The sequence below is a fragment of the Streptomyces chrestomyceticus JCM 4735 genome (genome assembly GCF_003865135.1).
GTDB lineage: Bacteria > Actinomycetota > Actinomycetes > Streptomycetales > Streptomycetaceae > Streptomyces > Streptomyces chrestomyceticus.
Map to the genome: position 1 here is coordinate 2,527,624 of NZ_BHZC01000001.1, position 24,011 is coordinate 2,551,634.

General features: G+C 73.0%; 16 protein-coding genes and 2 pseudogenes. 5 read left to right on the top strand and 13 right to left on the bottom strand.

Annotated features, from left to right (window positions below):
• Nucleotides 1-142 precede the first annotated feature (142 nt).
• The 6 genes from EJG53_RS10315 to EJG53_RS10340 form a co-directional block, all read right to left on the bottom strand.
• A complete protein-coding gene (locus EJG53_RS10315) occupies nucleotides 143-1,702 on the bottom strand; it encodes an RNA polymerase sigma factor (RefSeq protein WP_125044608.1) in 1,560 nt (519 codons plus the stop codon).
• 584 nt (nucleotides 1,703-2,286) lie between these two features.
• Complete coding sequence (locus EJG53_RS10320; RefSeq protein WP_125049297.1) at nucleotides 2,287-3,219, bottom strand: FadR/GntR family transcriptional regulator; 933 nt, start codon at nucleotides 3,217-3,219, stop codon at nucleotides 2,287-2,289.
• Nucleotides 3,220-3,411: 192 nt separating this feature from the next.
• A complete protein-coding gene (locus EJG53_RS10325; protein ID WP_125044609.1) occupies nucleotides 3,412-5,826 on the bottom strand; it encodes an ATP-binding cassette domain-containing protein in 2,415 nt (804 codons plus the stop codon).
• Nucleotides 5,827-6,032: 206 nt separating this feature from the next.
• Nucleotides 6,033-6,797 (bottom strand): NUDIX hydrolase, encoded by a 765-nt coding sequence (locus tag EJG53_RS10330; protein WP_125044610.1) that lies wholly within the window; start codon nucleotides 6,795-6,797, stop codon nucleotides 6,033-6,035.
• Nucleotides 6,798-6,845: 48 nt separating this feature from the next.
• Nucleotides 6,846-8,933, bottom strand: coding sequence for a glycogen debranching N-terminal domain-containing protein (locus tag EJG53_RS10335; RefSeq protein WP_125044611.1), 2,088 nt, complete (start codon nucleotides 8,931-8,933; stop codon nucleotides 6,846-6,848).
• Nucleotides 8,934-9,046: 113 nt separating this feature from the next.
• Entirely contained in the window at nucleotides 9,047-10,744 is a 1,698-nt protein-coding gene (locus EJG53_RS10340; protein ID WP_244955090.1) for a DUF4192 domain-containing protein, read from the bottom strand.
• A 126-nt stretch (nucleotides 10,745-10,870) separates the two neighbouring features.
• On the opposite strand from EJG53_RS10340, the gene EJG53_RS10345 reads away from it, so the two are divergent.
• Together EJG53_RS10345 and EJG53_RS10350 are read left to right on the top strand one after the other, a co-directional pair.
• Entirely contained in the window at nucleotides 10,871-13,036 is a 2,166-nt protein-coding gene (locus EJG53_RS10345; protein WP_125044612.1) for a RecQ family ATP-dependent DNA helicase, read from the top strand.
• Between the two features lie 233 nt (nucleotides 13,037-13,269).
• A pseudogene (locus tag EJG53_RS10350) lies at nucleotides 13,270-13,821 on the top strand (hypothetical protein); the annotation flags it as partial.
• Nucleotides 13,822-14,243: 422 nt separating this feature from the next.
• Here the strand turns inward: EJG53_RS10350 and EJG53_RS10355 are convergent.
• From EJG53_RS10355 to abc-f, 5 genes are all read right to left on the bottom strand, one after another.
• Complete coding sequence (locus EJG53_RS10355) at nucleotides 14,244-14,900, bottom strand: hypothetical protein (protein WP_125044613.1); 657 nt, start codon at nucleotides 14,898-14,900, stop codon at nucleotides 14,244-14,246.
• Between the two features lie 66 nt (nucleotides 14,901-14,966).
• Complete coding sequence (locus EJG53_RS10360) at nucleotides 14,967-15,668, bottom strand: ribonuclease HII (RefSeq protein ID WP_125044614.1); 702 nt, start codon at nucleotides 15,666-15,668, stop codon at nucleotides 14,967-14,969.
• A 356-nt stretch (nucleotides 15,669-16,024) separates the two neighbouring features.
• Nucleotides 16,025-16,930 carry an ADP-ribosylglycohydrolase family protein gene (locus EJG53_RS10365; RefSeq protein ID WP_125044615.1) on the bottom strand — a complete coding sequence of 302 codons (906 nt, stop codon included), beginning with the start codon at nucleotides 16,928-16,930 and terminating at the stop codon, nucleotides 16,025-16,027.
• Between the two features lie 11 nt (nucleotides 16,931-16,941).
• Nucleotides 16,942-17,601 (bottom strand): histidine phosphatase family protein, encoded by a 660-nt coding sequence (locus EJG53_RS10370; protein WP_125044616.1) that lies wholly within the window; start codon nucleotides 17,599-17,601, stop codon nucleotides 16,942-16,944.
• A gap of 75 nt (nucleotides 17,602-17,676) precedes the next feature.
• Nucleotides 17,677-19,335, bottom strand: a complete 1,659-nt coding sequence (gene abc-f, locus EJG53_RS10375; protein ID WP_125044617.1) for a ribosomal protection-like ABC-F family protein — start codon at nucleotides 19,333-19,335, stop codon at nucleotides 17,677-17,679.
• Nucleotides 19,336-19,441: 106 nt separating this feature from the next.
• Between abc-f and EJG53_RS10380 the strand changes: the two are divergent.
• A pseudogene (locus EJG53_RS10380) lies at nucleotides 19,442-20,157 on the top strand (TetR/AcrR family transcriptional regulator).
• Nucleotides 20,158-20,338: 181 nt separating this feature from the next.
• Here the strand turns inward: EJG53_RS10380 and EJG53_RS10385 are convergent.
• Both EJG53_RS10385 and EJG53_RS10390 read right to left on the bottom strand, forming a co-directional pair.
• Nucleotides 20,339-20,944 (bottom strand): YdbC family protein, encoded by a 606-nt coding sequence (locus tag EJG53_RS10385; protein WP_031009175.1) that lies wholly within the window; start codon nucleotides 20,942-20,944, stop codon nucleotides 20,339-20,341.
• A 68-nt stretch (nucleotides 20,945-21,012) separates the two neighbouring features.
• Nucleotides 21,013-22,440: an amidase gene (locus tag EJG53_RS10390; RefSeq protein WP_125044618.1), complete on the bottom strand. Its 1,428-nt coding sequence runs from the start codon at nucleotides 22,438-22,440 to the stop codon at nucleotides 21,013-21,015.
• A 122-nt stretch (nucleotides 22,441-22,562) separates the two neighbouring features.
• Between EJG53_RS10390 and EJG53_RS10395 the strand changes: the two genes are divergently transcribed.
• A complete protein-coding gene (locus EJG53_RS10395; protein ID WP_125044619.1) occupies nucleotides 22,563-23,150 on the top strand; it encodes a TetR/AcrR family transcriptional regulator in 588 nt (195 codons plus the stop codon).
• 339 nt (nucleotides 23,151-23,489) lie between these two features.
• Entirely contained in the window at nucleotides 23,490-24,011 is a 522-nt protein-coding gene (locus tag EJG53_RS10400; protein ID WP_125044620.1) for a TerD family protein, read from the top strand.

Consider the following 24,011-nt stretch of genomic DNA (forward strand, 5'->3'; position numbering starts at 1 on the left):
TGACTGTGCGGAAGTGTTCGCACACCCAGGGTGAGACAGTTGGGCGCATCACGCACCCGGACACACCGCGGGCCCGGCCCCCTCCGAGGGGGTCCGGGCCCGCAATGCACTCGTACGGCCGTCCGGAACGGCCGCTTCCGGATCAGTCCAGGTAGTCGCGGAGAACCTGGGAGCGCGACGGGTGACGCAGCTTCGACATCGTCTTGGACTCGATCTGACGGATCCGCTCACGCGTGACGCCGTAGACCTTGCCGATCTCGTCCAGCGTCTTGGGCTGGCCGTCGGTGAGGCCGAAGCGCATGGAGACCACGCCCGCCTCACGCTCGCTGAGCGTGTCCAGGACCGAGTGCAGCTGCTCCTGCAGCAGCGTGAAGCTGACCGCGTCGGCCGGCACGACCGCCTCGGAGTCCTCGATCAGGTCACCGAACTCGCTGTCGCCGTCCTCACCCAGCGGGGTGTGCAGCGAGATCGGCTCACGGCCGTACTTCTGGACCTCGATGACCTTCTCGGGGGTCATGTCCAGTTCCTTGGCCAGCTCCTCCGGAGTGGGCTCGCGGCCCAGGTCCTGGAGCATCTGGCGCTGCACACGGGCCAGCTTGTTGATGACCTCGACCATGTGGACGGGGATACGGATCGTCCGGGCCTGGTCGGCCATGGCGCGGGTGATCGCCTGGCGGATCCACCACGTCGCGTACGTGGAGAACTTGTAACCCTTCGTGTAGTCGAACTTCTCGACCGCACGGATCAGACCGAGGTTGCCCTCCTGGATCAGGTCCAGGAAGAGCATGCCGCGGCCGGTGTAGCGCTTGGCCAGCGAGACCACCAGACGGAGGTTGGCCTCCAGCAGGTGGTTCTTGGCGCGGCGGCCGTCCTCGGCGATGATCTCCAGCTCGCGCTTGAGCTTCGGCGCCAGCTTGTCGGAGTTGGCCAGCTTGTCCTCGGCGAACAGGCCCGCCTCGATGCGCTTGGCGAGTTCGACCTCCTGCTCGGCGTTGAGCAGCGGGACCTTGCCGATCTGCTTGAGGTAGTCCTTGACCGGGTCGGCGGTGGCGCCGGCCGCGGCGACCTGCTGCGCGGGGGCGTCGTCCTCGTCGTCGTCGGACAGCACGAACCCGGCGTTCTCGGCACCCTCGGGCACCTCGGCCGCGGCCTCGCCGCCCTTGCCGGCGGGCGCCGCCTCCTCGATCGGCTCGTCGTCGAGGAGCTCGTCGACGTCCTTCTTGGCGGCGCTCTTCTTCGCCACGGTCTTCTTGGCGGCGGTCTTCTTCGCGACCGTCTTCTTCGCGGCGGCCTTCTTGGCCACCGCCTTCTTCTCGGGCCCGCCCTCGGCCTCGCCGTACGACACGTCACCCATCGGGGCGGCCGCGGTGGTGGCCTTCTTCGCCGTGGCCGTCTTGGCCGCGACGGTCTTGGTGGCGGTGCGCTTCGCCGGACTCTTCGCTGCGACGCTCTTGCGGGTGCGCTTGGGCGCCTCTGCGGCACTGACCATCAGCGTCACACCCTCCTCGTCGAGGATCTGGTTGAGGCTGCGCAGAACGTTCTTCCACTGGGTTGGCGGAATCTGGTCAGCCTCGAAGGCCCGACGCACGTCATCGCCGGCGATCTGCCCATCAGCCTTTCCCCGCTCGATGAGCGCCATCACTGACTCGGACTCGGCGATCTCCGGCGGGAGCGTACGGGATGTGCTGGCCGACACGAACAACCTCTCGGAACGATGGAAACGGCTTCCGACCCCGTCCACGGTGGATCGGAGCCGACGACCGTCGGCGGGGATGGACCGACGGCGCAGGGGAAGCCGGGGAGTTGAACAGCGCCGAAAACGCCGCTCGCATTCCCTCCTCGGCTATCACCTCTTAAGTCATCGCGCCTCCCCGGCGAGCGTTACGCCCAATCTGCGTGGCCCGAGTCACACCGCATAACGAGACATTCCCCCCTCTACGGTGCGCAATCCTCCCAAGCAAACGCCGGGCCCGGATCATGCTCCCGGGCCCGGCGGCCTGACGTACTGCGGCCCGCGCACGCCGCTCGCTCGCGGTGGCGCACTTGTCGCGGACCCCACGCCCACGTCGGCGCGCTCCGCCGACCTCCGCACGCCCTGTGCGCCCCCATGCACTCCGTGCGCCTGGCGTCTGCTCTTCGCGCCCCCGGGTGGCCCGCACGCTCTCCGGCGGTCCGTCCCGTGCGGACGCGCTTCCCGTCCCGTACGGGTACGCGCCTCTCGGCCGGGCCTTCCCGGCCGGTACGGGCCTCCCCGGGTGGGCGGGGATCTTCGGCGGCGTCGGCCCCTCAGTGCTCGCGGGGCGGCGGGACCGTGTGATCCCCGGCACCGCCGGCGCCCTGGCCGCCGGCCTCTCCGTGGGCGGTCAGCAGGGCACGCATCGCGGACTCGGCGCCCGCCGCATCGCCGGCGCCGATCGCGTCGACGATCCGCATGTGCTGGCCCACGGTCTTCTCCGCGGGCCGCTCGCAGCCGCCGGACGGGCCGCCCGAGACGTGCAGGGCCGAGGAGACGATGCCGGAGAGGTGCTCCAGCATCCGGTTGCCGGCGAGCTGGAGCAGCAGGGTGTGGAACTCGGCGTCGGCGCGGCCGAAGGTCAGCGTGTCACCCTGGGCGGCGGCGTGGCCCATGATCTCGACCATGTCGGCGAGGCGCTGCTGGATGTCGTCGCGGCCGTGGCCGGCGGCGAGCCGGGCGGCGAGGGGTTCGATGGTCCAGCGCAGCTCGGACAGTTCACGCCGCTGGTCGTCGCGCTGCGGGCCGTACGCCCGCCACTCGATGATGTCCGGGTCGAGCAGGTTCCAGTCGCTGACCGGGCGCACCCGGGTGCCCACGTTCGGGCGGGCGCTGACCAGGCCCTTGGCCTCCAGAACGCGCAGCGACTCACGGACCACGGTGCGGGAGACCTCGAAGCGCTGGCCGATCTCCTCGGGGACGAGCGGGCGGTCCGCCCCGAGATCGCCGGAGACGATCATCTGGCCGAGCTGCTGGACGAGTTGGCCGTGCAGCCCGCGCCCTCGGTTGCCCGCCGCGCGGCGGCCGGCCCGGGCCATGTCCGCGTCGGGCCCGTCCCAGACGGGCGGCACGCGGTCGGCCCGCTCGGCGCCCGGAGCGTGGGCGACACCGCCGGGGCCGGGTGCGCCCGCGGCGGCGTAGGAGTAGCGGTCAAGCTCGCCCGGGCCGGTGAGGCCGGCGTCGGCGGGGCGAGCCGCGGTCATCATGGTGTGCGCAAGGGTACTCACGCATCATTTGTCGGCGACCCCCCGGGACCCCTTGAGGTCTTTGGTGAAAAGCACACGAAAGGGTGATCGCCCATCGTTCCCCAATTGACGCTTTATCGGAAAGAAAGGTGCTCCCCACGGGAGGGCTCGGCCCCTACCGCGCCGACTGCGCACGAATGCGCCCCCTGAGGGTCAGCGGGCCCTCCTCCGCAGAGCGGTCAGGGCATAGGCGAGGACCAGCGCGGTGATCGACAACGACAGTGCGCCGCCTACCGGTTGGGCCGCCAGCCGCAGCACCACTTCGACGGCCTGGTCGAACCCGGACGGCCACTGCACCAGCGCCGCCGAGCGCAGCCGAGCGGGAACTCCCACCAGGGACCGGGCCGCCGGAGCGGCCAACGCATGCTGCACGAGCGGCAGCACGAGCACCGGTACGGCCAGGACCACGGCCATTCCCGTCGCGGTGGACCGGAAGACACCGGCCGCCAGCACACCCGCCCACGCGCAACCGGCCAGGAGGGCCGACCAACTGACGGCCAGCACCTTCACATCACCCCCGGGCGGCAGGCCGGCGGAACCGAACAGGCCCTGCACCGCCACGCCGTCGAGCAGCAGCGTACCGATCGCGAGCAGCACCGCCGCGCCACCGCTGACCAGCAGCTTGGCCACGAGCAGGCCGAGGCGGCGGGGCACCGTGCCCTGTTCGGGAGCGAGCGCCGGGTAGCGGAACTCCTGGCCGAAGGAGAGCGCCCCGATCAGCCCGGCCGCGAGCGCCACCGGAGGGAACGGAAGTTGACGCGGCCAACCGGTGAGCACATGCACCCGGGATGTGTCCCCGGCACGGGCCAGCACCAGCGCGAAGATCAGAGCCACCGCCAGCGCGAGCACGATCACGAGCGGACCGGCGGGGTCGGTCGTGGCGCGGCGGAACTCGTAACGCAGCGGCCAGGCCGGGCCACGGCCCGACAAGCGCAGGCTGACGAGCTTCCGGGCGGCGTCTTCCGGCGAAGCGGGGGCGGGGCCGGGAGAGCCCGGGGAGAGGGAGGTGCGGAGGGGCTTGAGGGGTTTGAAGGTGGAGGAGGTAGAGGAGGTGGAAATGGAGTTGGAGGAGGTGTGGGGTGGTGGTGAGGTGGGAGGAGGCGAGGGGTTCGGGTGAGGCAGGGCGGGTGGAGCGGGTGCCAGGTCTGGGCCCGCCTGGATGGACGCGGTGGGGGCGGATCGCGGGTCGATCGGGGCGGTGGGGGCGGATCGCGGGTCGGCCGGGATGGGGGCGGGTGAAGGGAGTACGTACGCGGAGGGCGTCGTGTCGTCCGGACCGGGCGGCGGGGTGGGGGCTGGGGCAGCTACAGCGGCAGCGACGGTTGGTGCGGCCGACGCCGCGTGCATCTCGGGGCGCCCGGGAGCTGTGGGGTCATCGGGAGCCCTGAAGGCCGCGGCAGCCTCGGCCGTCCCAGCGGCATCACACGTCTCGACGATGTCGAGGGCTGTGCCATTTGGGGCTGCAGCAGCGACAGATGTAGCCGGAGAGTGTGCGGCAGGGTGCTGCGCTGCCGGGCCCTGGGCGGCCGGGTCCTGAGCGGCCGGGCTCTGCCGAACCGGGCTTTGCGCGACCGGGTTCCGCGCGACCGCGCCCTCTGCGGCGGGGCCCGCGGCCGCCGGTACGGCGCGATTCCGGGCGCGGCCGTCAGCGCGATCGAGCGGCGTGACGGGTCCGGTGTACCCCACCTCGTCGGCGAGCCGGTGCACGAGGATGCCGTGCCGGAACGCCGTGTCGCCCACCGCGGCACAGCTACTGCCGTAGACGGCGATACGGCTCCCGCTCTCCCGTACGACTTCGACCGCGCGGCCCGCCTGCGGATCCGCCCCCGGGCGCGCACGCTGCGCCTCGTCGACGAGCAGAGACGCGAGCCGGTCGGCGTGCGGGGAGCGGACGACGACGCGCGGGCGCAGCCGGGTCCGGGCGAAGTCGGTGGCCGTCTGGTCCGCGACCAGACGGCCGTCCTCGACGGTGACCACCCGGTGGCCGAGCCGGGCGGCCGCCCGTGCGTCGCTGGAGGTGACCAGTACGGCACCGCCCTGCGCCGCATAGCCCTGCAGCAGGCCGTGCAGCCACGCCGCCTCGCGCGGGGACACGTCCCGGGAGGGCTCGTCGAGGAGGAGGGTGTGCGGGTCGCCGAGAAGAGCGGCGGCCAGGCCGAGCCTGCGGTCCATGCCCCGCGAGAAGGCGCCGAGTTTTTCGTCGGCCAGGCCACTGAGGCCGACGACGTCCAGGACGTCGTCGGCCCGGGATGCCGGAACTCCCGCGGCGGCGCTGAGCATCCGCAGGTGCCCTCGCGCCGTACGGCCGGGATGACCGGGCACGTCCCCGAGGACCACGCCGATCTCGCGGGCCGGGTTCGGCACCCGGTGCAGCGGACGGCCGCGGAAGAGCGCGACACCACGACCGCTCTCCAACTGGAGCATGAGCCGCAGCGCGGTGGTCTTGCCGGCCCCCTCGTCGCCGAGCAGGACGGTGATCCGGCCGGCCGGGGCCTCGAAGCTGAGGTCGTCGACGGCGGGGCGCCGCCCCTCGCGGGAGCCGCCGGTCAGCCCGATGGCCTGGATCATCGCGCCCCCCACGGGGTGCGGGACCGCACGGAGGCGGTGGGGAGGAGGAGGTGGGGACTCACCCGGCCACGGTAACCCCGCCTGTCCGTTTTGTCGGTAATGCCCGCCAGTTGACGCTCACGCGTGTCACGTTCCGCCGACAACGGCGCCACGCGGCAGGACCCTCCGCCCTTCCCGCCGCCGAACGGCCGTCACCCGCCCACCGCTCAGACCTCCGGACGCAGCATCGGCGGGTTGAGCAGGGTCGCACCACCGGCTCTGAACAACTGCGCCGGGCGGCCTCCCTGACGGGTCGTCGTCCCGCCGGTGGGCACCAGGAAGCCTGGTGTGCCGGTGACCTTGCGGTGGAAGTTCCGGGGGTCCAGGGCCACGCCCCACACCGCCTCGTACACCCTGCGCAGTTCCCCGACGGTGAACTCCTGCGGACAGAAGGCGGTGGCGAGCGAGGAGTACTCGATCTTCGAGCGGGCCCGCTCCACCCCGTCCGCGAGGATCCGGGCATGGTCGAAAGCGAGCGGCGCGGTCTGCTCGCCCTCGCGCCCCAGGCCGCCGTCCTGGTCGAGGAGCGTGTCGACCGGGGCCCAGCGCGCACTGTGGGCGTCGCCCCCCGCCGTCGGGGCGGGCAGGTCCGGTGCGAGCACCAGGTGGGCGACGCTGACCACCCGCATACGGGGGTCGCGCTTGGGGTCGCCGTACGTGGCGAGCTGTTCCAGGTGCGCGCCGTAGGGCGGCGGCGGACCCGCCGGGCAGTGGGCGTGCAGCCCGGTCTCCTCGGCCAGCTCCCGGGCGGCGGCGGCCTCCAGGTCCTCGTCGCTCCGCACGAACCCGCCCGGCAGGGCCCAGCGCCCTTGGAACGGCGGCTCGCCGCGTCGCACGGCCAGCGCGCACAGCGCGTGCCTGCGCACGGTGAGCACGACCAGGTCGACGGTAACGGCGAACGGGGGGAAGGCCGACGGGTCGTAGGGAGGCATGGCGCGATCATAGTCGTCCGCCTGACGATAATCAGGCCCTGACGCATCTCACGCCCCCAGTTGCAAGCCATTCGCCGCCTCCTCGACCAGCCCGAGGCCGAGTCTGCTGATCCGCACGGCGAACGGCTGCCCGGCGACGCTGAGCCCGGTGAACTGCATGGCGCCGAGCGGCGCGCTGCCGACCGGACGGACCGCCACGGTCCCCGCCGGGACGTCGGGGCGCACCCCGGCCAGCGCGGTCAGGGCGTGTACCGCGCCCGCGGCGGCCACGGCGGCCGGCCGGCAGGCCGCGGGATGCGGTACGGGGGCGCCGTCACGGGTGCGCTGCTCGCCCGCGTACATCTCCGGCAGCCGGTAGGCGAAGCTCTGTGCCGCGTCGAGGAGCCCGCGGACCAGGGAGGCGGCCTCCTTCTCATGGCCCGCGGCGGCCAGGCCGGCGACGGCCACCGCCGTCTCGTGGACCCGTACGGCGCCGCTGCGGTGCCCGAAGGGGTTGTAGCCGCTCTCCTGGGCTCCGAGCCCCCGCAGACCCCAGCCCGAGTCCATGGCCGGGCTTCCCAGGAGGCGGGCGAGGCGCTCCGTGCGTACGGCGTCGAGCAGGCCGACGGCGGTGCGCCCGCCGCCGACCAGTCCGGTGTCCAGGAGGTGGACGGCCGCGGAGCCGAAGTGCGGCAGCAGCCGGCCGCCCGGCGTGCGCAGTACGGCCGGGCTGCCACCGCTGCGGCTCTCCACCCAGAACTCCTCACGGAACCGGGTCCGCAGTCCCGCCGCCCACTCCCGCAGCGCGGGCGCTCCCGGTCTGCCGCAGGCGTCGAGGAGGTCGGCGCCGAGCAGCGCGGCGCGGTGCGCGTGTGCCTGGGTCGCACAGCGGTACGGCCCTCCGGGGGCCGGGTCGGGGACGTAGCCGCTGCCTCCGCCCAGGGCTCCGTCACCGGGCACGCTCCCGTCGTCGCCCACCGTCGTACGCAGCCACTTCAGGCAGCCTTCCGCCGCCGGGAGCAACTGTTCCGTGTCGCGGTCGGGCAGGCCCCAGCGGCGGGCTTCGGCGAGCACCGCGGGGAACAGCAGCGTCGCCTCGACGCCCGTACAACTGGGTGGGGCGTACGGGCCCGCGTCCCGCAGCGCGCCCGGAATTCGGCCGGAATCCGTCCCCGCTCCGGTCAGTTGGACATGTGCGAGGGTGCGCAGCGTGTTGGCCGCGAGGCGGGTGCCCAAAGGGAGCAGCATGCGTGCTGCCCAGAGGGCCTCGGCCGGCGAGAGGCCGCAGCGCCAGGGAACCCCGCCCGCGATGTACGTGTCCGTGGGGGCACCCGGGCCACGCATCAGCAGACCGTGGAGATCGTCGAGCCCGGCCGCCAGCAGCGCGTCGGCCCGGGGGTCGTCGCACTGGAGCCGCGCCGCCGACCACGGGCGGGGCGGCTGCTCGCCGCCGCGCGTGGCCGGGAGCGGCGGACCCGGCCGGCCGGCGAAAGCTCCCGACGTCGCATGCTCCAGCCGGACCCGCACCTCGATGGTGTGCTGGCCACCGGGTGGCAGGTCCAGCTCCCAGCACAGCAGTCCGGCCGAGGCCATGACGTCGGTGGGGGCCGGGGTCGCGGCGATCACGGCGTGGGTCCCCGCGGCGGACCAGCGCAGCCCGGACCCGTGCACGATGGCGGGCAGTTCGGGTCCGGCGACACCGACGGCGATCGCGCCGAGATCGGCGAGGTCCGTGCCCAGTCGCAATTCCACCGGCAGCCGCACCCGGCGTGGTGCGCTGCTGTGGAACGTGATCCGTTCGACCCCGTCGGCGGAGCGCAGCCGTTCCACGCGCATCTCGGGGTCCGGGCCGCGGTCGACGGCCGTACGGACCGTCCCGACGAACCGTGCGCGGTCGGACGCGATCAGCCGGCCCTGCACGATCACGGGCTCGGCGCCGCCCGCGCTCAGCTGGCACCGGGACAGGACGCGCCGCCCGGCCCGGTAGAAGCCGTCCGTCCCCCGGCCGGTGAGCTGGCCCTGGTCGGAGGAGATGGCGAGCGCGGGCAGCGCCACGCAGATCAAGGTCCGGTGGACCGGCTGCGGTTCCGGTGGCCGGGGCACCCCGGAACGGTGATCTCCGGGTGCCCGGCGGGCCGGCTGAGTGGTGGGGACCATGCCTGACACTCTCTGCGCTCCCTGCTGGGGTCTGGGCTCCAAACGGACTGCGCCACAGAGGTGAACGCCAGGGCCGGCGCCCAGGTCACGCCGGCGCTCCCGCACCGGCGGGCTCACGGCCGGCTCCGGTCACCGGGGCGGGCGGACCGCCGCCCACCCCGTCCGGTGCCCGTACGCGAGGCGGGACGGGTGCTGCCGCGCGGACCGCCAGGGCGGTCGGAGCCACCGCAACGTCCGCTACCGCCGGGGCGCCCCGCCCCGCCGGGGCCGTCCGACGCGGCGGGCCGCTCCGACCCGTCACCGCGGCCGGTCTCACCCGGCCGGGCCGTCCCCGGAGAGGCACCGGGCGCAGCCGCAGGGCCGTCCACGAGCACCGGTACGGAGTCACGCTTGGACGCCAGTACGACACCGCTCGCCGACGCGCCATCGGCTCGTTCGTCCCGCTCCTCCCGCAGGCAGCGGCGCAGTGTTTCCGGGTCCAGCCCTTGGTTGATGCCGCGGTGCAGGAGCTGGGCGAAGAGGTACTCGGGGTCCAGGGTCAGCGCGCGGCCGAGCGCGACGCGGGCGGACGGCTGATCGCCCGTAGCCCAGGCGACCCAGCCCGCCAGGGAGAGCGGTGCCACGGCGTACTCGGCGTAGCCGCCGACGCAGCGGCGGGAGAGCGCCTGCCACAGGCGCAGCGAGGGTTCGGCGTCGGGCCCCTCCATCCACTCGGCCGCGCGATCCCGGGCGACGCGGTCCTGGAGCCCGACGATGAGACGGGCGGCCTCGGCATCCGTCAGGAGCGCGTCGTCACAGGCGTCCCTGGCCCGGCGGCTGCCCGTGGGCGGGTCCTCACGGAACCGGCGGAGCAGGTCGCTCGCCCGTGCCAGGGTCTCCGCCCGTACGGGTGCCGCCGCGTCCTCGTGGATCATGCATGGGACGAGCGCGTGGGCCTCGGCGTCCAGCGCGGTGGTCTGCCCCGCCGCGCGCGGCCCGGTCCAGGCGGCCAGCCGGGATTCCAACTCGCGCAGTGACCCGCGCACTTGGATGCCCGCGTAGGCAGCGGCGGCGGCCATCACCGACGTACCCGGCGGGGTCAGCGGCGTGCCTGCGGCGGGACAGCAGCGGAAGTCGGGGCAGCAGTAGGACCAGAAGCGGCCGTCGGAGATGCACAGTGCGTCGAGCACCGGGACGTCCAGCGCCCCGCAGGCGACGCGCAGCATCTGTGCGAGCGGGCGGAGGCGCTCCTTCACGTCCCAGCCGCTCTCTCCCCGCGCCGGTTCCTGGCAGAGGTAGACGATGATCCCTTCGGGGCGGGAGCGGCGCTCCTCACCGAGCGACACGAGCGAGCCCGCGAGCTGCTCGGACACGTACCCCCACTGGGTCCGGTCGGTCGGGATGCCGAGGCGGGCCCGGCTGCCGAACCGCCCCCGCTGACCGTGCAGGCCGACGAGGACGACGCTGTCGTCCGGGAAGAAGCCGAGGAGGTAGGGCAGCGCGTCGGCCAGCTCGGCCGGGCCGCGCAGGATGACCCGGGCCTCTTCGGTCGCGTCGCCGTCCTCGGTGGCCTGGGCCGCGCCGGTGGCCGCGGCAGTGGCAGCGGTCACGGCCGGGTGGGAAGCCGAGGTCGGCCGGGACGGGGTGGGCGGGCGTGTCGGTACGGACGGGCGGGACAGGTCGGAACGGCCGGGTCGACCGGACTTCGCGGGCTGACCGGGCTCCTCGGGCCGGCCTGGACGCTCGGGCTGACCGGGACGCTCGGACTGGCCGGACCGCTTGTACTGCTCGGGCTGGCCGGACTGGCTGGATGATTCGCTGTGCTGGTTCATGGCTCGAAGATCCCGCGATCCGCCACGCCACCGCGACCCCTGTGGATAACTCGCGGGTGACGGAAGTTGTCCACAGGATCGGGCGGCGGTTCGCGCGTTGTCAGTGGCATCGGGTTGCATGGAGCCATGAGCAACGAAGACCTGCGCGCCTCGGCCGATGCCGTCCTCTCCCGCCTCGTCGGGGACCCGGGCGGTACGGCCCGGCTGCGCGAGGACCAGTGGCGGGCGATCGAGGCGCTGGTCGCCGAGCACCGCCGCGCGCTCGTGGTGCAGCGGACGGGCTGGGGCAAGTCGGCGGTCTACTTCGTCGCGACCGCGCTGCTGCGCGAGCGCGGCAGCGGCCCGACGGTGATCGTCTCGCCGCTGCTCGCGCTGATGCGCAACCAGGTCGAGGCGGCGGCCCGGGCCGGGATCCGCGCGCGCACGATCAACTCGTCCAACACCGAGGACTGGGACACGATCCAGGCCGAGGTGGCGGCGGGTGAGGTCGACGTCCTGCTCGTGTCGCCGGAGCGCCTCAACAACCCCGACTTCCGTGACCAGGTGCTCCCCAAGCTGTCCGCCGCCACCGGCCTGCTGGTCGTCGACGAGGCACACTGCATCTCCGACTGGGGCCATGACTTCCGGCCCGACTACCGGCGGCTGCGTACGATGCTCGCCGACCTCCCGCCGGGTGTGCCCGTGCTCGCCACCACGGCGACGGCCAACGCACGGGTCACCGCCGACGTGGCCGAGCAACTGGGCACGGGCGAGGGGGCGGCCGAGGCGCTCGTCCTGCGGGGCCCGCTGGACCGGGAGAGCCTGAGCCTGGGCGTGCTCCCGCTGCCGGACGCCGCGCACCGGCTGGCCTGGCTCGCCGATCATCTGCACGAGCTGCCGGGCTCGGGGATCATCTACACGCTCACGGTCGCCGCGGCCGAGGAGGTCACCGCCTTCCTGCGGCAGCGCGGCCACACGGTCGCCCCGTACACGGGCAAGACCGAGAACGCGGACCGTCAGCAGGCCGAGGACGACCTGCTCGGCAACCGCGTCAAGGCCCTGGTCGCCACCTCGGCGCTGGGCATGGGCTTCGACAAGCCCGACCTCGGGTTCGTGGTGCACCTCGGTTCGCCGTCCTCCCCCATCGCGTACTACCAGCAGGTCGGACGTGCCGGGCGCGGTGTCGAGCACGCCGAGGTGCTGCTGCTGCCCGGCCGCGAGGACGAGGCGATCTGGAAGTACTTCGCTTCGCTGGCGTTCCCTCCCGAGGAGCAGGTGCGCCGGACGCTGGACGTCCTGGCGGGGGCGGACCGCCCACTGTCGCTGCCGGCCCTGGAACCGCTGGTGGAACTGCGCCGCTCGCGTCTGGAGACCATGCTGAAGGTGCTCGACGTGGACGGCGCGGTCCACCGGGTCAAGGGCGGCTGGACCGCCACCGGCCACCCGTGGACGTACGACGCCGAGCGGTACGCCTGGGTGGCGCGGCAGCGTGCCGCCGAGCAGCAGGCCATGCGGGACTACGCCACGACCACGGGCTGCCGGATGGAGTTCCTGCGGCGGCAGCTCGACGACGAGGCCGCGGTGCCGTGCGGTCGCTGCGACAACTGCGCGGGAGCACGCTTCACCGCGGAGGTGTCCGCCGCCTCGCTGGACGCGGCACGCGGCGAGCTGGGGCGACCAGGGGTGGAGGTCGAGCCGCGGCGGATGTGGCCGACCGGGCTGCCTGCCGTCGGTGTCGATCTCAAGGGACGCATTCCGGCTGGTGAGCAGAGTGCCGCCGGGCGTGCGCTGGGCCGGCTCTCCGACATCGGGTGGGGCAACCGGTTGCGTCCGATGCTCACGGCGCAGGCCCCCGACGGGCCGATTCCGGACGATGTCGCGTCCGCGGTGGTGACGGTGCTCGCCGACTGGGCGAAGGGCCCCGGGGGCTGGGCCTCGGGGGCCCCGGACGCCCCGGCGCGTCCGGTGGGGGTCGTGACGCTCGACTCCCGTACCAGGCCGCACCTGGTCCGTTCCCTGGGGGAGCGCATCGCCGCCGTCGGACGGATGCCGTTCCTGGGGACAGTGGCGTACGGGGAGCACGGACCGGACACCCGCATTCCGCGCAGCAACAGCGCGCAGCGACTGCGGGCGCTGCACGGGTCGTTGAGTGTCCCGCCCGAGTTGGCGCAGACCCTGGCGGCGGCGGGCGGTCCGGTGCTGTTGGTGGACGACTACGCGGACACCGGCTGGACCTTGGCCGTGGCCGCTCGCCTGCTGCGCCAGGCGGGAGCCTCCGGAGTGTTTCCGCTGGTCCTTGCCGTACAAGGGTGAGGTGAAGGGGGTGGTCGGGCGTCAGAGGCCCGTGCGGCGGGCATGAATGAAGCAGCCGCGGCGCCCGATTCCGGCCCTGCGTGCGACGAGTGCATTGCCGCTTGTCTGTACGAACGTAAGAATTGGACCCGCTTCCCCGTACCCGCCGTCCGCGGCCCGGTACGGCGGTCCGGAGCCGTGCCCGCACGGCCCGCCGCCGCCCGGTGTGCGGACGTGTAGACGAAGGGAGGACCGTGACCTTCGGCTTCGACCGGCCCCCGGATGTTTCCCTGCCCACGTCCGCCGATTCCGCCGCCCGGCTGAGCCGCATGCTGGAGCCGTCCGAGTGGGCGTCGGCCGGAATTCCCCTGCTGCGCAACCCGCGTGAGGTCGTCACCGGCCTGCACGACCGGCATCTCCCGGGCCTTTGGACAGCCGTGGTGGCGGTGCTCGGGCCCGAGGAACGTGTCGTCGCCAGCGCGTCGTTCGTTCAGCACGCCGCGGCCCCGGACGGCTGGGAGTTCCGCAACGCGCTGCTGACTCAGTTGCGCCAGGTCGTCCCGCACGACCTGCGGTTACGGGCGCCGGTCCGTACGGCCGTGCTGCTCTACTGCCGGGAGGGCGACCCACGTTGGACGGAGGCGGACGGTGCCTGGATGTGGGGACTGCGCGATGCGTGTACGTTGCACGGCCTGCGCTGCGGCGCGTACATCACGCTGACCCGCGGCGGCTGGCAAGTGCTGGGCGAAGGGCGCGGCGGCCGGCGGCCGCGCTCCGTCACACGTCCCGTCCACCTTCGCGACACGGGGCAACCGCGCGTACCGGAATCGCACCGTCCGGCCCAGCGGCGCGCGGCATCGGATCAGGGCCCGCCGAAAGATTCGGAGCAGGCCGAAGACGCCGTGCCGCCGGAAGCGTCCAGGGGCATCGACGGAATACGACGCTCCGGACCACCGCCGTCGCCGCCCGGTTCACCGGAACGAGGTGCTCCGGTGGAGCGGTCCCGTTTCGCGGAACGGGCGCGCACGCCAGGCCCGCAGCCGTACGCCGGAGAACCGCGGTCCCCTGCGGAACCGCCGCACAGCGACGGACGGCGCACGCCACGACGCGGCACGGCCGGCGCACTGGAGGCGCGACGGCGTGCCGCGGCCCGCTGACGGCCCGCGCGCGCCCGGCACGAGACGCCCGGACGGCCCGTGGCCGCCGGGCTTCCCCCTGACAGCGCCGGTCAGGCGTGTACGCCCAGGAGGGCGTTGATCCGCTCCGGGTCGCCGCAGACGACCAGGAGCGCACCGGCCAGGGTCATCGCGGCGGGCAGCGCCCGGGCGACGGTCTGCTCGTCGCCACCGTTGACCGCGACGACCACGACGGGCCGTCCGGTCGCACGCTCGGCGGTGGCGTCCGCGTAGAACACGTCGTCCGCGGCATCCTGCTGCGCCCAGTAGGCCGCTTCGCCGAAGGACAGTTCGTGGGCGGCCCACGGGTGCAGCTCACCGGTGGTGAGCACCAGGATGTCGCTCGGCGCGCGTCCGGAGTCCAGCAGCAGGTCGACGGCCTCTTCGGCGGCGTCGAGTGCGCCGTTCTGCGGGGCCGGGATCAGCTGGATCTGCGCTCCGGAAGCGGCGCCGGCGGCACCGGCGGTCGCAGTGGGCTGCTTGGGGCCCGGGCGCTGCGCCGGAGGAGCGCCGGCCGGCCCGCGGGACGGCGTGGCGGGTCCGGGCTTGCCGGGGCGGGCGCTGGCCGCGGGGGCACCGCGCGGAGGCGCGGGGCGGGGACCGGGACCAGGAACAGGACGGGGGGTCGACGCGGTGCGGCCGGCGGCCGGAGTTGCGCGGGGACCCGGGACACTCTCGTGAATCTGAGGCTCCTCGGGGATGAGAGGCATAAAAGGATGTCTATCAAACGTAGGTGCGGAACACGTCATCGGGTACCGAATTCATGCCCGCACCGCTCAGAAGTCGAAGCCGAGTTGGCCACCGGCCTCCAGAGCGGCTGCTTCGGGGGTGCTGCGCACCTTCTTCAGGTGGCGCCAGCGGGGCAGGGCGTCCATGTAGGACCACGACACCCGGTGGTAGGCCGTGGGGCCGTACTCCTCCAGCGCCGTACGATGCGCCGGCGACGGGTACCCGGCGTTGTCCGCGAAGGCGAAGTCGGCGTGTACGCCCACCAGTTCACCCATCATCGTGTCGCGCCGGACCTTGGCGAGCACGGAGGCCGCGGCCACCGCGATGCAGGACTGGTCACCCTTGATGACCGTCCGGACCTTCCAGGGACCGCCGAGGTAGTCGTGCTTGCCGTCGAGGATGACCGCGTCCGGACGGACCGGCAGCGCCTCCAGGGCGCGTACGGCCGCGAGCCGCAGTGCCGCGGTCATGCCCAGGTCGTCGATCTCCTCCGGGGAGGCGTGCCCCAGGGCGTGCGCCGTGACCCAGCCGTCGAGCACTTCCGCGAGTTCGTTGCGTCGCTTGGGTGTCAGCAGCTTGGAATCGGTGAGTCCGTCCGGCGGGCGGCGCAGTCCGGTGATGGCTGCGCAGACGCTGACCGGGCCGGCCCAGGCGCCGCGCCCGACTTCGTCCACCCCAGCGATGATCTTGGCGCCCGTGGTGGCGCGAAGCGATCGCTCGACGGTGTGGGTTGGGGGCTCGTACGGCATGGCGCCAGCAAGCGTACGCCTAATCCCGGCGGCCGTGCGCACCGGGTGCCGCCTGACCGCAGCACTCCTGTCGCCGATCATCGATAACAGCCCGGGGAGACGGTGACACGGGCGCTGATCAGCGACTTTCCGATCAGGGGCTTCCGGGAGGGCGGCCTGTCGGGGGCGTAGGCGCCTCCCCGGTCAGGGGATAGATCAACTATGCGCCCGGCGGGCATTCTTGATCCCGGCGGCCAGCCCGCCCCTGATCTCCCGCGCCACGGGCCCAGCCAGGTGGCCACGGCCCAGTCGACGCCCCGGCCTCCCCCGTTACGGCGCCACCGGAGAGCCACTGTGCCCAGCCGGAGAGCTCCTGCTCACCCGGAGAGCTTCGGCAGCCAGCTCGGGAGCGGTTCCGTGCGGTCCGTCCAGTCCTGGGGCGGTGCGGCGCCACCCGCCGCGACGATCCCGCCCACGATGGCGCAGGTCGTGTCCACGTCCCCGCCCGCCTGTGCGGTGGCCCACAACGCCTGCTCGAAGTCGCCGAGGTGGCGCGCGGCGGCCCACAGCGTGAACGGGACGGTGTCGTGAGCGCTGGTCCTGCGCCCGCAGCCCAGCACTGCGGCGACCGTGCCGGCGTTGCCGTAGTCGAGCATGTCCCGGGCCCGCCGCAGACCGGCCTGTACGGCGCTGCGCGGGATCAGCGCCAGCACGCCGTCCAGCAGTGCCTCGGGGGCGGGCTTACGGCCGGGGGCGGCGGCCAGCGCGGCCGCGGCGGCCACCGCCATCGCACCGACCACCGCTTCCCGGTGCTGGTGGGTGGTGTAGGCGGAGATCTCGGCCTGGTGGGTCGCCTGCTCGGGGTCGTCCGCGTACCACGCGCCGAGCGGGGCGATGCGCATGGCCGCGCCGTTGCCCCAGGAGCCCTGGCCGTTGAAGAGCGCCGAGGCCAGCTCGCGCCAGTCGCCGCCCTCCCGGACCAGGCGGAGCATGCGGTTCACGGCCGGGCCGTAGCCGCGGTCGAAGTCGTGGTGGTCGGCGAAGGACCGGGCGAGGGCGTCCTGGTCGATACGGCCGTGGTCCGCGAGCACGGCGACGACCGAGCAGGCCATCTCCGTGTCGTCGGTCCACTGCCACGGCGACGGCGGCAGCTCACGGCGTTTCAGGTGGGGGTAGTTGGCGGGAACGAAGAACTGGGAGCCGAGGGCATCGCCCAGGGAAAGTCCGCGCAGGCTGCTGAGGGCCCGCTCGAAGCGGTCTGCGTCACGGTGGTCGGCGCTCATCGGTGTGCACTCTAACCGGTGATGCCGTACGACTCCGGTTCACACCAGCGCTCGAACGGCCGGTCCAGCGTGTACCGGCCGTCCGGGCCCAGGAGCAGTGAGCGCCATTCCGCGTTCCCCGGGTTGGACAGGGATTCGAACTCCGCCACGGTCCAGTGGAACCACCGCATGCAGAAGAGCCGCATGGTCAGCCCGTGGGTGACGATCAGGACGTTGGGCGGGTGGTCCGGCTGCTCGAAGCTGCGCCACAGGCTCTCCAGGAACGCGCCCACCCGGTCGTACACATCGGCGCCGGACTCCCCCTGCGCGAAGCGGTAGAAGAAGTGGCCGTAGGCGTCACGGTAGACCTTCTGCAGACGTACGTCTTCGCGGTCCTGCCAGTTCCCCCAGTCCTGCTCGCGCAGCCGCGGCTCCTCGCGGACCCGGACCCGGTCCATGTCGAGGCCGAGCGCCTGGAAGGTCTGGTGCGTGCGGCGGTACGGCGACACGTACGCGGAGATCCCCTCGTCGCCGAACATCGCACGCAGCGGACCGCCGGCCTCCTCGGCCTGCCGCAGCCCGTCCTTGGTCAGGCTCAGCGCATGGTCGGGCTCCCGTTCGTAGACCGTGTCGTCGGCGTTCCCCTCCGATTCTCCGTGGCGGATGAGGACGATGCGTCGGGGCCGTGCCATGCCGCCACCCTAAAACGGTTGCTCTGTACATGCCTCATGCCCGGGTACCCCGCTGCCGCCGACCCAGCCGCACCGTCACCGTCCGTCCACTCCACCCTCCCGTTCGGTCACCGGTCCACGGTCATCGCACACCGCCCGCCCGGCCCGTATCTCGCACCGGCGGCCGTCGAACCGGCGGCCGAGCAGCCGGTCGTGCGAGACGACGACCAGGGCACCGGGCCAGGCGGCGAGCGCCGCGTCCAGCTCCTCCACCAGGCCGAGCGCCAGATGGTTGGTCGGCTCGTCCAGAAGCAGGAGATCGGCGGGGCGGGCCAGCAGACGCGCCAGGGCCAGCCGACGCCGCTGCCCCGCCGAGAGAGCCCCCACCGGCACCCGCAGATCACCCTGCCGGAACAGGCCGAACGACAGCAGAAGTTCGGCGAGCCCCTCCGGGTCGCCGGAAAGGCCCCGGGTGAAGGCTGTCAGCAGCCGCTCCCGCGGCCGGGACATCGGTATCTCCTGTGCCAGGTAGCCGATGCGTCCCCGCCGCGCGACGGTGCCCGCATCGGGCTGCTGCACCCCCGCCAGCAACCGCAGCAGTGTGCTCTTCCCCGCCCCGTTGGCCCCATGGACCAGCAGCCGCTCCCCAGCGGCGACGGTCAGCGCGTCCACCGTCAGCCTGTCCCCCACCCGTACGCTGTCCAGCTCGACCAGCGCGCCCTCGGCGTCTCCGGTCGCCGGTCCCGCGCGGAATCGGAGGGGCTCGGGCGGCTTGGGGACCGGAGCCGCGTGCAGCCGACGGAGCCGTTCCTGAGCGTTGCGCACCCGGCCGGCCACCGACGCCTGGACCCGTCCGCCGGCCCGGTCGTACGCCATCTTGTTGTTGTCCCTGATCGCCCGCCCCTGGGCGACGTCGTGCGCGGCGCCCGCCGCGAACTCCGTCAGCCGCACGGTCTCGGCGCACCACTGCTCGTACTCCTGCTCCCAGCGGCGGCGGGCCGCGGCCTTGGCGGCGGTGAAGGTGCCGTATCCGCCGCCGTACCGGACGACGGTCCGGCGGTCCGCGTCGACCTCGACGATCGTGTCTGCCACGCGCTGCAGGAAGAGACGGTCGTGGGACACCGCGAGGACCGTGCCGCGGTGGGCCGTGAGCGCGCCCTCCAGCCAGTCCAGCGCCTCCCCGTCGAGGTGGTTGGTCGGCTCGTCGAGCAGCATCACTTCGGGTGACGCGGCGATCAGGCAGGCGATGCCCAGCCTGGCCTGCTCACCGCCGGAGAGGCTGCCGAACGGCCGGTCCCGCTCCACATGCCCCACCCCGAGGCCGTGGAGCGCCTTGTCGACCCGCGCGTCGGCCTCGTAACCACCGCGCAGTTCGAAGATGCTCAGCAGTCGGCCGTACTCCTCCATGTCTTCGGGTCTCCCGGCACCCAGCCGCGCCTCCAGTGCTCGCAGCCGGCTTTCCATGGCGCGGAACTCCGCCAGGGCCGCGTCCACCGCCTGACCGACCGTGCAGTGCGTCGGCAGGTCGGGGACCTGGCCGAGATAGCCCGTACCGCCGTCGGCGGTCAGCACGGCCCGGCCTTCGTCCGGCCGCTCCAGACCGGCCAGGATCCGCAGCAAGGTCGACTTGCCCGCACCGTTCTCCCCCACGATGCCGACCCGGTCGCCGGGGCGCACCGAGAGGGAGACACCGTCCAGCAGAAGCCGGTCGCCGTAGGACTTGGTCACCTCGTGCAGCGAGATCTGTGTGGTCATGCGGGCCCCCTGACTCGTCGGTGCGGCACCGCACCGACGAACTCAAACGCTACGCTTGTAGCATTACGTCGATGATGACACAGTCGCCGCACTAACACAACAGGAGTTGCAGTTGTCCAGAACCCCGGAGCCCCCGACCCCCGGGCCCGGCACCCGCCGCCCGGGCGGGCGCACCGCCCGCACCCGCGCCGCCGTCCGCGACGCCGTGCTGGCCGGCCTGGTCGAACACGGCTACCCCGGCCTGACCGTCGAGTACGTCGCAGAGCATTCGGGGTGCACAAGACGACGCTCTACCGCCGCTGGGGCAGCCTCGAAGGGCTGCTGGCCGACGCTCTCGACCTGGCCGGCGAAGACAACTGGACGCCGCCCGACACCGGATCGCTGGAAGGCGATCTGCGGGCGCTCGCCCGCGAGGTGGTGGAGTCGTTCACCGATCCCGCCACGTCGGTCTCCGGCTCCGCGATCATCGCGGCCGCTTTCCAGTCGCAGCGGGCCGCCGACGCGTTGAGCGCCTACTACGGGGAGCGCTTCAAGCGCTGCGAGCCCTTGGTGCAGCGCGCGGTCGAACGCGGCGAGCTCCCGGCCGCCCGGGAGGAAGGCATCGACGCCGGAGCGCTTGCGCGCGCCGCGTGCGCACCGCTCTTCTTCCGCCTCTTCATCACCCGCGAACCGGTCGACGAGCGCACCGCCGACCAGGCTGCCGCGGCGGCGGTGGCAGCCGCGCATGCCGGAGTTTTCACCCCGCCGAGCGGTGCGGCGCGCGCCGCGTCAGACAGCGGAGCGAGCGCAGCCAAGGAGACCGGCACGACCACGGAGCCGTGAACACGAACCGAGCGTCCACCCAGCCGTGAACCGACTGCCCGCACCCACCCGGGCGAACGTGCTCACGCCGCCCTGGAGAAGGCATCCGTACCGCCCTGAGCGAAGGCGTCCGCACCGCCATGAAGAGGGGTGCACACACCGCCGGAAGCAGCACCCAGCACCCCACCACAAGCCGCGCCACTCACACCGTCCACGACGGTTCGAGATCGGCCACATCGCCCGTCACGGCCCGCACGTCGGCCTCCGTCTGCGCGCGGAGGCCGAGCCGTTCCACCCGCTCCGGTCGGTACTTCCCCCGCTCGGCCGCCGACTCCCACATCGACAGGATCAAGAACTCTTCCCCCGGCGCGCGCCCCATCAACCCGCGCAGCATCCCCGGGGAGCCGGCCATGGCCGGATTCCACACCTTCTCCTGCATCAGCATGAAGTGGTCCACCCGGTCGGCGCGCACTTGGCAGTGCGCCATCCGCAGCACGTCGGCGTCGGCGAACACCGGCTGGAAGCCGACCTTCACGTCGAGTTCGTACTCGAACAGGCGCACCCGGGAGTCCTTGAACGTGCCCACCTGGGCCGCCGCCAGCCGGTCGTGCGAGCGCGCCATGAAGGAGTCGTAGAACGCCCTGCTCTCCCAGAAGGCGACCAGATGCGCGACCGACGGCCGCGTCCGGCTCCACCCGCCGCCCTGCCCACGGAAGCCCGGCTCACCGAGCAGCCCCGCCCATTTCCGCTGCCCCCTCTCGAACCCCCGGCGGTCCACGACCGTGCATCTAATCCACTTGACCAGCACCGCGCCATCGTACGGCTCAGCGGGGCCCGGCATCACCGCGCGTCACGCTCCCACCACACCGAACTCCCCTACGGACGCGGGTCGATGGGAGTGATCACTCCGAGCCTCCGCTCCACGGCCTCGGCAGCCTCCAGACACAGATCCTCCCGGTAGGCGCGGCCGACGAGCTGCACGCCGTACGGGAGTCCCGCCACCACCCCGGTCGGCACGGCCACCGCCGGGACGCCCACGAAGCTCGTGGCCGTGCACAGGCGCATCGCCCGCTGGACGCGCGCGTGCCCCTCCTGGTCACGCACCTCCAGCCCCGGCTCGAAGGGCGGCTCGGTGAAGACGGGCGCCAGCAACAGGGGGTAGGTGTCGAGGAACTCCGCCCACGCCCTCTGGATGCCGAGCCGTGCGCCGGTCAGGCGGAGGTATTCCGGCACGTCCATCCGGAGGGCGTCCCCCGCCGCCTCCATCGACATCTCGATGTAGCCATGCCCTTCCTTGCCCAGGAGGTTGCGCACCACGGGCCAAGTGGGGGCGAATTCGGCCAACGTCATACGGCCGTACACCTCAAGCGCTTCATCCAGACGCGGTACGTCCGGGACCTCGCTGACCTCGTACCCGGCGTCGCGCAGCGCGTCCGCCGCGTCCTCGACAGCCTTGCGCACCGAGGGATGGACACCCGCGCCGCCCGGGTCGGTGACCATCGCGACCTTCGCCGGCCGCGGCAGCTCCGCACCGTACAGGGGCACCGGCACGGCCCTCGGGTCCCGCGGATCGGTACCCGCGAGCGCTTCGTAGGCCAGGCGCAGATCGCCGACCGTACGGGCCAGCGGGCCGTCGACCACCAGCACCTGTGTGGCGAGTGCGGGGTCCTCCGCGCCCATGCGGTGATCGGCGGGGAAGCGCCCGTACGTGGGTTTCAGGCCCGCCACACCGCAGAAGGACGCCGGCAGTCGCACCGATCCGCCGGAATCGTTGCCCAGTCCGATCGCGGCCATGCCGCTGGCCACGGCGGCGGCGTCGCCTCCGCTGGTCCCGCCCGGCGTGACACCGGACGCCCAGGGGTTGACGGTGTCCCCGTACAGCTCACTGCGCGTGTGGACGCCCGCGAGGACGAGCGTCGGCATGTTGCTGTGCCCGATCGGCACCGCACCAGCGGCGCGCAGCCGCGCCACCGGGGGCGCGTCGGAGCGCGCGACATGGTGGCGGAAGCGTTCCGCGCCGTACGTGGTCGGCACCCCTTCGACGGCGGTGGTCTCCTTGACCGTGAAGGGCACACCGGCGAGCGGCCCCGGGTCCTCCCCCGCGGCGCGCCGCCGGTCCACCGCGGCCGCGTCCGCGCGCGCCCGGTCGGCGAGGAGCTGGGTGACGGCGTTGACGGCCGGGTTGACCTCGGCGATCCGCTCCAGATGGCACTCGGCCAGCTCGACGGCGGTGACCTCGCCGCTCCGTACGGCGGCCGCCTGGGCCTGGGCCGGCAGCTCCCACAGAGCCTGCTGCGCTCCCACTTCGCACTCCCTCGTCCTTGGACGTCGGCGACGGACAGGCCGCCGCACACACGTTCCGATGCAAGTGCATCACATCGTACCCTTGACATCGATACACACGCATCGCAATACGGGAGCGCCCCATGCCCAAGCAGGTGGACCACGAGAGCCGCCGCCGGCAGATCGCCGAGGCCGTCTGCCGCCTCGCCGACGAGCACGGCCTGGAGGGCGTCACCCTCAGAGACGTGGCGGCGCGCGCCGACGTGTCCATGGGCGCGGTCCAGCGCTGCTTCCGCACCAAGGAGGAGATGCTGGTCTTCGCGCTCGGCCACATCGGGGCGCGGATCTCCGCCCGGGTGGCGGCGCGGCTCGCCGAGTCCCCGGCGCAGTCGGCCCGTACGGCACTCGGGCACGCGACCACCGAGATCTCCCTGCTGCGCGCCGAGCACCGGGCCGAGGCGCGCGTCTGGCTCGCCTTCGTCGCCCAGGCCGCGGTCAGCCCCGCGCTCGCCGAGATCCTGCGCGGCAACTACACGGGCCTGCACAGCCTGTTCACCCGCCTCATCGCCGAAGCCACCGGGACACCCGACGCGGAGCGCGAGGCGCGCACCCTCCTCGCCCTGACCGACGGCCTGACCACCCACGTCTTGATCGGCCACCTCGCACCCGAGGCGGCACTCGACGCGCTGGACAGCCACTTGACGCGCCTCTGGGGAGAAACGGCCGCCTGATCGGCCCTCCATGCACACAGTCCGCGACGCGCGCCCTGCGACTCCACCGCCTCCGGCCTCCGACCTGGCGTCAACTTGCCGCCCAAGGCGCCCACATCGCGGCGCGGCCGCACAACGGCCCTGACCAGCGATCCAGCCTTCGCACCGCCCAACGCGCATAACCCGTACGGGTCACTGATGGTACTTCAGTCCTACTCGATACGTCGGAGTAGCAGTACGCGTACCAGTCCTGCCGACCGGACGGCGTCGCCCCGACCGCCGGGGCAGGGCTTGCGGAGCGTGACACCATGGAGGGAACGCCTTGCACAGCCCGGGAGTTGCAACACGGAAGGGATCTCTGTGAGCAGCCTCAACAAAGGGATCGACAAAGTCGAAGTGACCCTCAAGTGGGACCCCAGCCCCGCAGGCGCTTCGGCCAACGACCTGGACCTCATCGCCGCGACCTACACCAAGGACGACCCGCGCGGGGCACCCGACTACCTCGTGCACTTCGACAGCCGCTCGCCCGACGGCACCATCATCCTCAGCCGTGACAGCCGCACCGGCCTGGGTTTCGGCACCGACGAGGCCATGGTGCTGGAACTGAACCGGCTGGCGGACACCTACGCACGCGTGGTCGTCGGCGTGGCCATCCAGCAGCGCGGCGGACGCAAGACGTTCGGGGAAGTGGCCAACACCGCTTTCCGCGTCAACGAGGGATACGACGAACTGGCGGCGGGCGACTTCTCGGAGACCGCCGGCGCGACCGCGGCGGTGATAGCGGAATTCGAGCGGGACGGGTCGGACGAATGGCGGTTCCTTTCGACCGTACGGGGCTTCGACACCGACCCGGAAACGTTCGTCACGGTCATGGGCGACTGA